This is a genomic window from Adhaeribacter swui, from assembly GCF_014217805.1.
GTDB lineage: Bacteria > Bacteroidota > Bacteroidia > Cytophagales > Hymenobacteraceae > Adhaeribacter > Adhaeribacter swui.
On record NZ_CP055156.1, the window covers coordinates 652,144 to 665,348 of the forward strand.

A 13,205-nucleotide genomic window follows, 5' to 3' on the forward strand; every position below is an offset into this window, starting at 1 on the left:
ATTTGCTTATTACAAATTTGAGTTATTAAATAAACTACCGGCTTGCTTTTAGTTAGAACAAGTAATTGCCGAATGGGTAGGTAGCAATCCAACAGCGATTAAGTTTATAACTTAAATTCCTTCTGAGATAGCCGGATAAGTTCTGGCAGATAAGTTCTTTGTTCGGGAATCGTAAATAAAATTTCGGGAAGGCACCTGCTCAAACTCCATCAGAAAGGAGATATCTACCTTATTCGAAAAAATCTTATTCAGGGGAATAATGTATATTTGTTTGGGTGAGGCGGGTTCTCCGCCAATACCCAGCGTAATAAACACCGGCAAACCGGTTTTTTTTTCAAAAATTTTATAATTTTCAATTTGCTGATGGGTGGCAATTTCAATTTCGTTGTCTTGAAATTGTTTTCGCCATTTACACTCTACCGCAAAGCTATCCAGAATACCCTCTTGCGTATACTGGTAAATTAAATCGGGTTGCCGCACAGTTTCGGTGGAAATGCTTTCCAGGTAGTTACGCTCGTCCCAAACCTTTAATTTAAATTGCTTTTTATCAAACTTCCGGATAACGTATTTTTCAAAATCATAGCCTTTCTTTTTTGAATCGTTAGCTAACCGGTTCATTTTTCTTTTTTTAGGAAATGTTGCTTTTGCCTCAGCTTCGGAAGCAGTTGTTAGATTATCCTTCTGTTTGGTTAGTTTGTCCGCTATTAAAGAATAGTCCAGGATACTTTTATTAGCATCCGGTAGGTTTTGGGCTACTACTTTAATTTCTTGTTTTGCCGGGCTATTATTCTCCGGATGATTTGTTGCAAAGTCATTTTTCAATAAGATAATTGCACCAGAAACTGTCGCAATTATTCCTACGAATATAAAATTTATACCCGTTATACCTTTCATTTTACTTAATTGTGTACGCGATAATGCTACAAAGCTAATAACAAATATTAAATATATAAAAATAAATATATTTAATATTTAAATTACACAGTAAATTGTTGTTTTGGGTTAGTTCAGGTAAGATAGAATTGTCACGTTTAATCCGCAATAATCATAAGCTACAAGCACTAAATCAAACAGTTAACATAGCTCACACATTAAAATTTTTAAAAATTTTTTATTTTGGCAGAAGCAAAAATTTGTTTACTCCGTTCAACCGTTTTAAGCGTCTGTTATTTACCGGAACCCGTTAGTATTTTTTGTAAAAAAGTAAACTTCAAAACAATTTTTCTTATACTTAAAGTTATTAAGGCAGCTCGCTGGCAAACCACTTTTTCACTAGTTAAAAAAACGTAAAAAGCATGGGATTACTGGACGGTTTAATGGGAAATGCCAGCGAAATAGCGCTGGAGAAAGTACAGGCCGAGTTTGCGCCATTGCTAGTAGAAGACGAAACCCTGCATAAAGCTTTCAGCATTTTGCGCGACTTACTGGTTTTTACTAATAAACGCTTATTTGTGGTAGATAAGCAAGGCTTAACGGGCTCCAAAATAGAATACCTGTCTATTCCGTATAAATCGATTACCCGCTTTTCGAAAGAAAGCGGCGGTATGCTGGATTTAGATGCCGAACTTAAAATTTGGGTTACCGGCCAGGCCGAACCCATTATTAAAGAATTCCGGAAAGACCACAACATTAACCAGGTATACCAACTCTTAAGCGCGCAAATTTTAAAATAACGCCGTACTTCCGCTGGTTTAAACTTCAACCATTATGCCCGATTTTAACTGCCGCGTTGCTTCTGCCTCCGATGTACCCGCTATCGTTCATTTAGCTAACCAGTATACTTACCAGCATTTATCGGAACAAGACCGCCAAGCCGGCTTTTTAACCGGTGTCTTTTCGGAAGAACAAGTACGCCGTATGATCCAGTCAGCGCCCAGCATTGTAGCTTACAATCAAACCGAATTAGCTGGTTTTATCATTAATACCAAGCTGCCGCCGCCTGAGTATCCGCCCTTGGTGCAGGAAATTATAAAAGCCCTGCCTCAGTTAAAATTTAAAAATTTGCCAGTTACACAATACACTTATTTCTTTTACGGACCCGCGTTGGTAGCAACCCCATACCGACAACAAGGTTTACTCCAGCGTATGTTTTTACAAACCAAAAAAGAACTGCAAGCACATTACAACTTAGGCCTGGCTTTTATTGATGGGGCTAACCAGGCCTCTTACCAGGTACATACCAAGCATTTAGACTTTAAAGCAATCGGCGAAATTACTTTTAATAACCGGGCTTATGCTATTCTGGCATTTAACCCATCTTTAACTTAACAGAATTTAAAAAATTTGCTTGGCTAGCAAACAATAGAACTTTATATTTGTTAACACTGTTAACTATAATAACAATAATTAAGATTATGGGCATTGTAGAGCGTAAACAAAGGCAAAAAGAAGAAGTTCGGGGAAGTATTCTGCGGGCTGCCTGGGCTTTGGTTTTAGCCGAAGGCTGGCAGGCACTCTCGATTCGTAAAATTGCCGATGCCATTGAATACAGTGTGCCGGTTATTTACAACCATTTCGAAAACAAAGAAGCTATTTTACAAGAGTTTACCAAAGAAGGCTTCGGGTTTTTAAATGAGCAATTAGAAACTGCTAAACAACAACATGCTTCGCCGGCCAAGCAATTAGAAGCCATGGCTTACGCTTACTGGAATTTTGCTGTTACAAATAAAGAATACTACCAACTTATGTACGGTTTGGGTATGCCTACTTGCGAAATAGTGCGGCAAACACCAGAAATGACCAAGTTCAGCAACCTGCTTCAGGAAACCATTAAAGCCTTAATTGCTACCAGTAAAAACCCCGAAACAGATTGTTTTTTAAAATTTCATACGTATTGGTCGATGCTGCACGGCCTTATATCTATTAATCTTACCGGCCGCAGCGCTGCCCCGGATAAATTAAACCAATTGGTATTGCAAGATGCCATTCAAGGGTTTATCCGGAACTTAGAATAATTTATAAAACCGCAACCTTTAGGATTAATGAATAGAAAGTAAAATTTAAAAAATTTAGCCTTAAAGTTAACACTGTTAATTATGATAACTTAGAAATAAAAAATCATATAGTTATAAACCAGCACAAAAAAATAAATTAAAATACCATGAGTTTAATACAAGCTTTAAATTGGCGCTACGCCACCAAAAGAATGACCGGTGAGAAAGTGCCTTTCGAAAAAATAGATACAATTTTGGAAGCAATCCGCTTATCGGCTTCGTCGATGGGATTGCAGCCTTACACTATTCTGGTTATTGAAGATGAAGAACTACGTCAGCAAATTCAGAAAATAGCTAACAACCAACCGCAAATTGTAGAAGCCTCGCACTTACTTGTTTTTGCGGCCTGGGATAATATCACTGAAGCACAAGTTACCGAGTACATTAACCAAATTGCCGCCGAACGCGGGGTTGATCCGGAAACTTTGGCCGGTTTTAAAAATTCGCTGGTGGGCTTAGTAACCCGTAATACGCCGGAGCAAAATTTCCAGTGGGCCGCTCGCCAGGCTTATATTGCTTTTGGTACGGCCATTGCCGCCGCCGCTACCGAACAAGTAGACGCTACCCCCATGGAAGGTTTTGAAGCCGCCGCCTTGGACGAGTTATTACACTTAAAAGAAAAAGGCCTGCGCAGCGTTACCCTGCTGCCTTTAGGCTTCCGCGACGAAACCAACGACTGGCTGGCAAAGCAGAAAAAAGTCCGCCGAAACGCTGATAAGCTGTTTTTACAGGTAGCTTAACCTTATAAATCAAATTATAATCTTCGAATTTAGACTTACCAGATAAATGCCTGCTTGTTGACAAGCAGGCATTTATCTTTATAAAGTTTACCGCTATTTTTTAAATTTTAGAATTATAGTAAATCTACTATGCAGCAAGTAGCTGTATCAGGTGCAGAAAATCACTAAATAATCACAGCTAAAATAGCGGCTATGCGAACGAGAATTTCTAAGTTTATCAGCCTTAACTCGTAAGTCTCGGAAGTATATCCGCGCCAAAGTAGTTACGAAAGTAAATCCACTCTACCTTAGGCTATAATCAAATCCAAAACAAAAATTTTTAATAATTCAAATATCTGACCCTGAACTTACTGCACCCTGACATCCTGCGCACCGCAGCTATTATACCAGAATAATCCGGGAAGTACACCGTTATATTTAATGAATTATTAGTAGCACTAATTTTACTTTTATTTTAAATTTTTCGAATTTAGACCATTCTGTTACTATTACCGCCATCCTGTTATGTTCAAAAAGCTTCCGTCTGTCTTTTTATTTTTATCTTTTTTTTGGTTTACACATGCGGCCTCAGCGCAGAAAGAAGCCAACATCTGGTATTTTGGCGAACGAGCAGGTTTAGATTTTAATAGCGGCAAGGCCACACCTTTAAACAACAGCATGCTTTCTACCATGGAAGGCTGCGCTACTATATCGGATGCGGAGGGCAATTTGTTGTTTTACACCAACGGCGTGAGCGTCTGGAACCGGGAACACAAATTAATGCCCAACGGCAACCGCTTAATGGGGCACCGATCTTCTACGCAATCGGCGGTAATTGTACCGCGGCCGCTTAACCCCAATATCTATTACATTTTCACCGCCGATCTGCAATCGCAATTATACGGTTTGCGCTACTCCGAAGTAGATATGCGCTTGCAGAAAGGCTCAGGCGATATTGCCAAGAAAAATAATTTCCTGGTATCGCCAGTATCCGAAAAGTTAACGGCCGTAAAGCACAGCAACAATACCGATTATTGGGTAATTACCCACAAATGGGGCACCAATGGGTTTTATGCTTTTCAGGTAACCGCTGCGGGCGTAAGCCGACAGCCCGTAGTAAGCAATGTGGGCACCGTGCACAAAGGTAAAAACAAAGAAGCTATTGGCGCCATGAAAGCCTCGCCAGATGGCAAAAAATTAGCTTTGGCTTTGTGGCGCGACAGCAACTTGTTCGAAGTTTTTGATTTTAATAACGCCACCGGCAAAGTATCTAACCCGCTGGCCTTTGAACATTACGACGAAGCTTACGGCATTGAATTTTCGCCGGACGGCACTAAATTATATGGTACTACCAACGGCATTGGCAACGTAGCCCCGCAAATCTGGCAATTTAACTTACTAGGTTCCCGGCAAGCCATCGAAGAATCGGCTACGCTTATTGCCGTATCGAAAGCCGATAAAATTGGCTCGTTGCAGTTAGGTCCGGATGGAAAAATTTATTTAGCTAAAGAAAAAGAAAAAACCTTAGGCGTGATTAATAACCCGAACACACCCGGGCTGGGCTGCAACTACGTCGACGAAGGGCAGATGCTCAGCGACGAGGGGCACAGCGAATTGGGCTTACCTAACTTTGTGCAAAGCTATTTTTTCAACATCCGGTACAGCCACTTGCGGTAAAATTTTTAAAAAATTTTATTTTCCGGAATTTTTCAACTAACCTAAGCGCTGGTTTCTAACCCCATCAAACAATTTTGGTTAAACGCTTTTATGTCGATCAGTACGTAGACCGCATTCTGGCCCAGGACCGGGTAGTTTTAAGTCGCGCTATTACTTTAGTAGAAAGCAAATTACCCTCCGACCAGGAACTGGCCCAGCAAGTAATTAACCGCTTACTCCCTTACTCGGGCAAATCCATCCGGGTGGGCATTACAGGCTCGCCCGGTGTGGGCAAAAGCACGTTTATCGAAGTGTTGGGCAATTACATTATTCAAAAATTTAAAAAAAAGTTAGCGGTACTGGCCATTGATCCCAGCAGCCAACGGTCAGGCGGCAGTATTTTAGGCGATAAAACCCGCATGGAGGTACTGGCTACCCAGCCTAATGCCTATATCCGGCCTTCGCCGGCGGGCGCCTCGTTGGGCGGCGTGGCGCGCTATACTCGCGAGAGTATCATTTTGTGCGAGGCTGCCGGGTTTGAAGTTATTTTTATTGAAACTGTAGGCGTAGGCCAGTCCGAAACTGCCGTTCATAGTTTAACTGATTTTTTCCTGTTACTCATGTTGGCAGGCGCCGGCGACGAATTACAAGGCTTGAAAAAAGGCATTATGGAAATGACCGATGCGCTGGTAATTACGAAAGCTGATGGTTCTAATAAAGAGAAAGCCCAGGCTGCCCAACAAGAATACCAGAACGCTTTGCATTTATTTCCGGCGGCAGCTTCGGGCTGGCTGGTTCCGGTGATGCTAAGTTCTGCCCTGGAACAAACCGGTGTCGCCGAAGTGTGGGAACAAATACAACAATACGAGACCCAAACCAGGCAAACTGGTTATTGGGAGCAAAAACGAAATAATCAGCAACTGTACTGGTTACACCAAACCATTAGGCAAACCCTGGAAGAACGATTTTTTGCCAACCCCGCCGTAGCGCAGCTTTTACCCGAAAAAGAACAAGCCGTACTGGCCGGAAAGTTATCGGCTTTTACCGCCGCCACTGATTTACTCAATTTAGGTTATAAGTAGTAGGTTTTCGGTTGTAAGCGATAGGTATTAGGTTGTTATTCAAGCTTTTTACTTGTGCAAAATTTCTGGATAAAGGAAATTTTTAAAAATTTAAAATTATGTAAGCTTCCTGCTATGCACGCTGCTAAGTGTTATGCGTAGCGTTCGCGTCAGCGGTCACTACGCATTTTTCGAATAGCTATATCTCTGATTGGCGTATTAGGGAGTCTTGGGTAAACGCCAATCAGAGATTGACCGCACACAAAGTACTTAGAGCGCTTCGCTAACTCTAAGTACAACGAAGGATATATCTGCTTCCAGTTTAACTCAGTATAACTGGGAGCTTTTGATAGTGGCCAGTTTTCAACTGGCCGGAAGTTGAAAACATCCCTTTATAATCACCCACCAGCTACAAGCTGGCGGGAGGTGTGCTTCTTCAGGGGCAATAATGTTATTACTCCTGGCAAACAGCTTTGTTTTTAAGTCAAATACAAAACAGCTTCTAAATTCTGAAAATTAAAAAAATAGCCTTTCCGGGTAAGGGACTACCCAGAAAGGCTATTTTTTAATTTTCTAATCTAATTACCGCTTTTCTTTTAAGGTAACTTTGGCTTTGTGGCAAATGCCTCCGAGCGGCGGATTAAATTTATAAATGTTTATTTTTACCTGTTTTAAATGCGGAAACTTTTGAAAGACCCGGTCGATAATCCGGTGGCCTAAATGCTCCAGCAAACGGGCCGGCACTTTCATTTCTTCGTATACCAGCTTGTATAATAACTCGTAATTTACCGTTTTGGGCAACTCATCGGTTTGCGCCGCAGCTTGTAAATCGGTGTATATAAATAAATCTACGCCGTACTTATTCCCGATTTTCTGCTCTTCGTCGTAGTAACCGTGAAAAGCAAAAAACTCCATGCCTTCCAGGGCAATGCGTCCTTGCATATCTGGTAATACCGCTTAATCTAGTTCATCGAAAAACGAACCGCCACCTGCTGGTTGTGCTACCGGTTTAGCAGCTGGTTTGCCTTGCCCAAACGATGGCCCACCGGGTTGCGTTAAAGGCGGCTGCACTTCCGGGGTGCCCGGCGTAATCGGGCCTATTTCGGGTACGGGGCGTTCTATTTCAGGAGCCGGCGACGGAATGTCTGGGATATCTGGTTTTGGTCGTTCAATTTCGGGTCCGGTTGGTGAAGGTACCGGCGTTTTTGGGTCCGGAATTTCGGGTTGCGGCGGTGTTACATCTGGCGTTGGGTTCGGCTCGGGTTGCTCGGGCGTACCCGGAATAGGTTCTACCGCTGGATTTTGAGCCGTAACTGGTTTATCCGTCAACAATTGCTCGGCGCGATGCTGCGGAGCCGGCGCATTTACCGGGCTGTTATCAACGGTGCTGCCGGAGTACACATCTTTTAATTCTTTTGATAATTCCACTTGCTTTACTTTTACGTTAGCCGCCTGCGATAAAATACCGGATAAATAGGTACGCGGGCGTTTGTTTGATTTTTCTACTTTTTCTAAAGCATCGTGGGCCATATTTTTTAAATCGCGAACCAGATTCTCCAGATAGGTTTCCATACGTTGATGTTCCTGTTCCAGTTGTTTTACTTCGCGTTGCATGTCGTCAATCGCCTTCTCGGATTGTTTGTACGCATCTTCGATAATACTGCGGGCTTTTAGGCGAGTATCGTTGAGTAACTGATCGGCTTGCAGCTGGGCTTCACGTAATTTTAACTCCGCTGACCGGTTGGCCTGCTCCAATATATTATTTCCGGTATCTTCGGCAGTTTTAAGCGTGCGGTACAACGACGATTCCACCTCCCGCATTTTTTGTACTTCTTTACCAGAAATATCCAGTTTTACCCGGAGCTCTTTGTTTTCGTCCATCAGCTTTTCCCACTCCTGCGAAAGTGTTAGCAAAAACGCGGTTACTTCATCTTTATCTAAACCTCTGAAAGCTTTTTCAAAGGTTTTTTGCCTAATCTCTAAGGGTGTAATCTTCATAAGTTAAACTAAAATTTAAATCCCAGACTGATATGGTGCGGTCGTCGCTACCCGAAACCAATTGGTTGCAGTACCCCGACCAGTATAATTTATTTACCGACGTACCGTGCCCGGCGTGCCGTACTTTATCAATAACTTTTAACAACCGGAACGTTTCCGCATCCCACACTTTAATGGACTTATCCATGCTGCCCGTAGCAAAAAACTGCCCCCCCGGACTGTAAGTAATATGATTAATGGCGTACATGTGCGCTATAATAGAGGCGTGGGCTTCGTAGGCATTTTCTACGGCCCAAACTTTTAAATGGGCATCGCGGCTCCCACTCAACAAATATTGCCCATCCGGCGAATAAGCCACCGTAAAAACCGAATTAGTATGGCCCGATATGGTTAATTTAAGCGCTAAGCTCCGGACATCCAGTATCCGGATTAAATGATCGCTGTAGCCGATGGCTAGTTCCTGGGTTGCTTCGTTTAAAGCCAGGCTACGGGCACTTTTATCGGATAGTTTAACTATTTTTTTTAAAATAAATCCATCGGCGCTAATTACCCCTACTCCCCCATCGCCCAGAGCCACATAAATAAGTTGGTTTGCCTCGGAGTACGCGATATCAAAAATGGCTAATGGCGGTAAAGGTACGGTAGCAATTACCGTTTTTTTAAACAAATCGATTACCTGCAGGCTATTATGGTTGTGCCCTACCAACAGCCAGTTTTTATCGGGCACGTAGCGCAGCGCATACACTGACGAAGGTACCTGGGCAATGAGTTCGCCGTTACCGGGGTTACGCAAATCCCAGGCTACTATCATGCCATCGCCGGCTGCCGAAAAAAATACTTCTTCCTGGCCGGAGCGTTCCAGGGTATACACGCAATCCCGGTGGCCCGTAAGGCTGGCGCTTTTTTGTACCTGAATAATGCGTTTACTCATGAAAACTAAATTTGTGTATGACGGCGTTTAGCTAATTTACAATAATCTATTTAAGAAAAAGTAATTATTTGCAAAAATACCCGAAACCAAACATAGTTGCTGCTGCCGGGTTAGCTAATTCAAAAAATAAATTTGGTAAGCCCCAGAACGCTATATTTACGCCGCTTATGCCTTTAACTGAAATAAAACAAATAAACGCCAGCACCTTTTTAGGCCGTTGGGCACTTACCGAAACTAGTCTGCAATTGTTGCAACACCCGGGTTTACCCACCGAAATAATTTTACCGGAAACGATAAGCCACGAAAAACGGCGGGCCGAATGGCTAGCCAGCCGCATACTGGCTTACCAGCTCCTGCAAAAATTTACGCCGGATTTTTACTTACTACTGAACAACGAAACCGGTCAGCCTGTTTTTGAAAATTGCGCTTGCCAGATCTCCATTTCGCACACCCACGACCAGGTTGCCGTTCTGGTATCCAAGGATTACAGGGTTGGCATAGATATTGAAAGAATACAATCTAAGGTGTTGCGGGTAAAAGATAAATTTTTGTCAGAAACTGAGAAACAATTTTTAACCAACGATCTGGTAGAACTAACGATTGCCTGGAGCGCCAAAGAAACTTTGTACAAATTACACGGCAAAAAAAATATTACTTTCAGCGAAAATCTAATCTTGTTTCCTTTTGAAACTACCCATAGGGGTTATTTAGAAGCTCAAATTCAAACCCTTACCTTTCAGCAAAAATATACGGTGCACTTTGAGGTGGAAAACAATACGGTACTTACTTATTGCCTGCATCGCTAACCGTAATTTTTAAAAAACGTAAATTCCGGATTGTTTTAAGATTAACTTTAGCCGCTAACAAAAGCAATAATTATTAAAATTTTACTATATTTATAGCAGGGCTATCCAAAACAACAAAGCATTTTTAAAAAGCTTAAGAATGAGAAAAATAATTATCAGTTGCTTTTTACTGCTATTCACTTTGCATTTGCAAGCGCAAACCGGCGGCTACCAACCGGGCCAGAAAGTAGAGGCATTTACGTTGCAGACGGAAACTGGTCAAAAAGTAGCGCTTACCGACCATGCGGCCAGTAAAGCAGTGGTAGTGATTTTTACCAATGCGCTTTGCCCGTATGCGCAATTGTACCAAAAACGTTTGCAGCAACTCAACACCGATTACGCCGGCAAAGGAGTTAAATTCTTGTTTATCCAATCAGCCATTAATACCAATAACACCACTACTAAAGCGGCAAATGATGTTCAGTACGCCGTAGACACCGACCAAAAAGTTAGCCAGCAATGGGGCGCAACCAAAACTCCCGAAGTTTTTGTGCTGCAACCCGATAACGGTACGTTTACGCTGCGGTATAAAGGCGCTATCGACGATAATCCGCAGGTAGAAGGCTACGTAAAAGAGAATTTTTTAAAAAATGCCTTAGATGCAATAGTAGCTAATCAAGCTCCGGCCATTTCGCAGAAGCGCGCTACCGGCTGCTCTATTAAGCGGTTTTAATTTGTTAGCCACCAGAATAAATTTTAAAAATTTAGCTAGAAATAACCGGCTGATTTAATAACTGAAAGGTATTGGTGCGTTGCGCTTCGGCGAGTAATTTAACTTTATTAATGGGTACCACGCCTACCTGTTCGCACACTAAGCCGCCCCCCAGATTAGATAAACCGGCAATAAAAGCTACGGGCAATTCCAAAGCTAAACACAAAGCCGCAATACTAATAACGGTATCGCCGGCACCCGACACATCCGAAATGGTGCGCAAATGGGCTTCGATGTATCTTTTAACCGGGCCGGATAAGTAAAATACGCCCCGTTCCGATAGGGTAATTAATACAGTTTGCGCATTTAATTTATTTTGCAGATTAGCAGCGGCACGTTCAAATTCTTCGTGGTTGGTATCCTGGAAATCTACTTTTAACCCTTCTTTTAATTCTTTTAAATTGGGCTTAAACAAAGTACAACCCACGTAAGACAAAAAGTTTTTCTTCTTCGGATCTACTACCGTCGGGATGTCGTGCTGCAGGGCTAACTCCAACATGGCGGCAATGTTAGCGGCCGTGAGTACACCTTTGTCGTAATCTTCAAAAATAACTACGTCGGCCAATGGAAGCAATTTGCTGTATTGCTGCACCAAATGCGCTGCTTCGTGTTCCAGCAACTCGGTTTCAATTTCGGCATCAATACGCAATAGTTGCTGGTCGCCGGCTAAAATCCGTTCTTTAACGGTGGTAATGCGGTCGGTACTTTTAATAATACCATCGGTGGGCAACTGCTGTTCTTCCATTAAACGCAGCAAATCAGCGCCATCCAAATCGTCGCCGATTACCGAGCACAATAAAGGCGTAGCGCCCAATGCTTGTACATTGAGCGCTACGTTAGCGGCTCCTCCCAACCGCTTTTCTTTCCGGAGTACGTTCACTATGGGAACGGGAGCTTCCGGGGATAAGCGGGTAGATTTGCCCCATAAATAAGAATCCAGCATTACATCGCCGACTACCAGCACGGTAAGCTGATTAAAAGAATCAAAAATAGCCCCCAGGCTATTGAATGGTGTCATTTAAACGAGTTTGGCTAAACTTTCTTTTAAGCGGCGCATGGCCTCTACTAACTTTTCGTCGGAAGCAGCAAACGAGAAACGAATGCACTCATCGGCGCCAAAAGCATCGCCCGAAACCGCCGCTACGTGCGCATCATTTAAGATAAACATGCTTAAGTCGCTGGAGTTATTAATTACCTGGCCGTTAAACGATTTACCGTAAAAAGAACTCACATCCGGGAAAATGTAAAAAGCACCTTGTGGTACGTAGGTTTTAATGCCTGGTATCTCTTTCATTAAGCCCAGTACTAAATCGCGCCGACGCAAATACGCCGCCGACATTTCTTCGGCAGAACCCCGGCCACCTTTTAAAGCGGCAACGGCAGCCTTTTGCGCGATAGAGCACGTACCAGACGTAATCTGGCTTTGCATTTTATCGCAGGCATCGGCAATTTGTTTGTTAGCGGCAATGTAACCCACGCGCCAGCCGGTCATGGCGTAGCCCTTAGAGAAACCATTAACAGTAATTACCCGGTCTTTAATAAAATCAAACTGGGCCATGCTGGCGTGCTCGCCGGTAAAGTTAATGTACTCGTAAATTTCGTCGGCCATCACAAAAATTTGCGGGTGTTTGGCCAACACATTTGCAAAAGCTTCCAGTTCTTCTTTCGAGAATACGGAACCGGTAGGGTTACACGGCGACGAATACATTACCAGTTTGGTATTGCTGGTAATGGCATCTTCGAGTTGCTGCGCCGAAATAGAAAAATTATTTTCGATATTGCCTTTTACTAAAACCGGAATACCTTCTGCCAGTTTTACTACTTCTTCGTAGCTTACCCAGTACGGCGAAAATATAATTACTTCATCGCCGGGGTTCACCAGGCTCATAATAACGTTGGCAATAGATTGTTTTGCCCCTGTAGAAACTACAATGTTTTCGGGTTTATAATCAAGATTGTTGTCGCGTTTTAATTTATTTACGATTTCCTGGCGTAAGTCAGGGTAACCTGCTACCGGCGTGTAAAACGTAAAACCATCGTCTAAAGCCTTTTTAGCGGCATCTTTAATGTACTGCGGGGTTTGGAAATCGGGTTCGCCGAAACTCAGGTTAATGACATCGAAACCTTGAGCCGCCAGTTCGCGCGCCTTCTTGGCCATGGCAATAGTTTGCGATTCGGCCAAAGAGTTAATGCGATCGGATAAGAAACTGGTTGCTTGTGCTGTTATTTCCATATTAAGTTAATGTTATGCGGCCAAAAATACAGAATTCTGCTGTATTTGCTTTACGTG

At 42.8% G+C, this 13,205-nt stretch carries 14 protein-coding genes; 8 read left to right on the top strand and 6 right to left on the bottom strand.

Annotated elements, in window-relative coordinates:
- Positions 1-111: 111 nt before the first annotated feature.
- Positions 112-894, bottom strand: a complete 783-nt coding sequence (locus tag HUW51_RS03875) for a hypothetical protein (protein WP_185272683.1) — start codon at positions 892-894, stop codon at positions 112-114.
- 401 nt (positions 895-1,295) lie between these two features.
- On the opposite strand from HUW51_RS03875, the gene HUW51_RS03880 reads away from it, so the two are divergent.
- From HUW51_RS03880 to meaB, 6 genes are all read left to right on the top strand, one after another.
- Entirely contained in the window at positions 1,296-1,673 is a 378-nt protein-coding gene (locus HUW51_RS03880; RefSeq protein ID WP_185272684.1) for a PH domain-containing protein, read from the top strand.
- Positions 1,674-1,707: 34 nt separating this feature from the next.
- Entirely contained in the window at positions 1,708-2,268 is a 561-nt protein-coding gene (locus HUW51_RS03885) for a hypothetical protein (RefSeq protein WP_185272685.1), read from the top strand.
- Positions 2,269-2,354: 86 nt separating this feature from the next.
- Entirely contained in the window at positions 2,355-2,954 is a 600-nt protein-coding gene (locus HUW51_RS03890; RefSeq protein WP_185272686.1) for a TetR/AcrR family transcriptional regulator, read from the top strand.
- 146 nt (positions 2,955-3,100) lie between these two features.
- Positions 3,101-3,733, top strand: a complete 633-nt coding sequence (locus tag HUW51_RS03895) for a nitroreductase family protein (RefSeq protein ID WP_185272687.1) — start codon at positions 3,101-3,103, stop codon at positions 3,731-3,733.
- A 504-nt stretch (positions 3,734-4,237) separates the two neighbouring features.
- A complete protein-coding gene (locus HUW51_RS03900) occupies positions 4,238-5,389 on the top strand; it encodes a TolB-like translocation protein (protein WP_185272688.1) in 1,152 nt (383 codons plus the stop codon).
- Between the two features lie 74 nt (positions 5,390-5,463).
- Positions 5,464-6,450, top strand: a complete 987-nt coding sequence (meaB, locus tag HUW51_RS03905; RefSeq protein WP_185272689.1) for a methylmalonyl Co-A mutase-associated GTPase MeaB — start codon at positions 5,464-5,466, stop codon at positions 6,448-6,450.
- A gap of 561 nt (positions 6,451-7,011) precedes the next feature.
- On the opposite strand, the gene folB is transcribed toward meaB, so the two are convergent.
- From folB to HUW51_RS03920, 3 genes are read right to left on the bottom strand one after another with little or no spacing between them, the layout of a single operon-like run.
- Positions 7,012-7,371 (bottom strand): dihydroneopterin aldolase, encoded by a 360-nt coding sequence (folB, locus tag HUW51_RS03910; protein WP_185272690.1) that lies wholly within the window; start codon positions 7,369-7,371, stop codon positions 7,012-7,014.
- A 15-nt stretch (positions 7,372-7,386) separates the two neighbouring features.
- Complete coding sequence (locus tag HUW51_RS03915) at positions 7,387-8,427, bottom strand: DivIVA domain-containing protein (protein WP_185272691.1); 1,041 nt, start codon at positions 8,425-8,427, stop codon at positions 7,387-7,389.
- Positions 8,402-9,358 (bottom strand): WD40 repeat domain-containing protein, encoded by a 957-nt coding sequence (locus HUW51_RS03920; protein WP_185272692.1) that lies wholly within the window; start codon positions 9,356-9,358, stop codon positions 8,402-8,404. Before HUW51_RS03920 ends, HUW51_RS03915 begins: the two co-directional genes overlap by 26 nt.
- 167 nt (positions 9,359-9,525) lie before the next feature.
- Between HUW51_RS03920 and HUW51_RS03925 the strand changes: the two genes are divergently transcribed.
- Positions 9,526-10,164 carry a 4'-phosphopantetheinyl transferase family protein gene (locus HUW51_RS03925; RefSeq protein WP_185272693.1) on the top strand — a complete coding sequence of 213 codons (639 nt, stop codon included), beginning with the start codon at positions 9,526-9,528 and terminating at the stop codon, positions 10,162-10,164.
- A 139-nt stretch (positions 10,165-10,303) separates the two neighbouring features.
- On the top strand, positions 10,304-10,876 hold the full coding sequence (locus HUW51_RS03930; protein ID WP_185272694.1) for a redoxin domain-containing protein: 573 nt from the start codon (positions 10,304-10,306) through the stop codon (positions 10,874-10,876).
- 31 nt (positions 10,877-10,907) lie between these two features.
- Here HUW51_RS03930 and HUW51_RS03935 read toward each other — a convergent pair whose 3' ends face one another.
- Both HUW51_RS03935 and HUW51_RS03940 read right to left on the bottom strand, forming a co-directional pair.
- Positions 10,908-11,933, bottom strand: coding sequence for a bifunctional heptose 7-phosphate kinase/heptose 1-phosphate adenyltransferase (locus HUW51_RS03935; RefSeq protein WP_185272695.1), 1,026 nt, complete (start codon positions 11,931-11,933; stop codon positions 10,908-10,910).
- The gene (locus HUW51_RS03940) at positions 11,934-13,148 is read right to left on the bottom strand and encodes a pyridoxal phosphate-dependent aminotransferase (RefSeq protein ID WP_185272696.1); all 1,215 of its coding nucleotides are present in this window, start codon (positions 13,146-13,148) and stop codon (positions 11,934-11,936) included.
- Positions 13,149-13,205 lie beyond the last annotated feature (57 nt).

Excerpts from the sequence above, each read along its gene's own strand:
- HUW51_RS03875 (WP_185272683.1), bottom strand. The coding sequence starts at position 894 with ATGAAAGGTATAACGGGTATAAATTTTATATTCGTAGGAATAATTGCG.
- HUW51_RS03880 (WP_185272684.1), top strand. The coding sequence starts at position 1,296 with ATGGGATTACTGGACGGTTTAATGGGAAATGCCAGCGAAATAGCGCTG.
- HUW51_RS03885 (WP_185272685.1), top strand. The coding sequence starts at position 1,708 with ATGCCCGATTTTAACTGCCGCGTTGCTTCTGCCTCCGATGTACCCGCT.
- HUW51_RS03890 (WP_185272686.1), top strand. The coding sequence starts at position 2,355 with ATGGGCATTGTAGAGCGTAAACAAAGGCAAAAAGAAGAAGTTCGGGGA.
- HUW51_RS03895 (WP_185272687.1), top strand. The coding sequence starts at position 3,101 with ATGAGTTTAATACAAGCTTTAAATTGGCGCTACGCCACCAAAAGAATG.
- HUW51_RS03900 (WP_185272688.1), top strand. The coding sequence starts at position 4,238 with ATGTTCAAAAAGCTTCCGTCTGTCTTTTTATTTTTATCTTTTTTTTGG.
- folB (WP_185272690.1), bottom strand. The coding sequence starts at position 7,371 with ATGCAAGGACGCATTGCCCTGGAAGGCATGGAGTTTTTTGCTTTTCAC.
- HUW51_RS03915 (WP_185272691.1), bottom strand. The coding sequence starts at position 8,427 with ATGAAGATTACACCCTTAGAGATTAGGCAAAAAACCTTTGAAAAAGCT.
- HUW51_RS03920 (WP_185272692.1), bottom strand. The coding sequence starts at position 9,358 with ATGAGTAAACGCATTATTCAGGTACAAAAAAGCGCCAGCCTTACGGGC.
- HUW51_RS03925 (WP_185272693.1), top strand. The coding sequence starts at position 9,526 with ATGCCTTTAACTGAAATAAAACAAATAAACGCCAGCACCTTTTTAGGC.
- HUW51_RS03930 (WP_185272694.1), top strand. The coding sequence starts at position 10,304 with ATGAGAAAAATAATTATCAGTTGCTTTTTACTGCTATTCACTTTGCAT.
- HUW51_RS03935 (WP_185272695.1), bottom strand. The coding sequence starts at position 11,933 with ATGACACCATTCAATAGCCTGGGGGCTATTTTTGATTCTTTTAATCAG.
- HUW51_RS03940 (WP_185272696.1), bottom strand. The coding sequence starts at position 13,148 with ATGGAAATAACAGCACAAGCAACCAGTTTCTTATCCGATCGCATTAAC.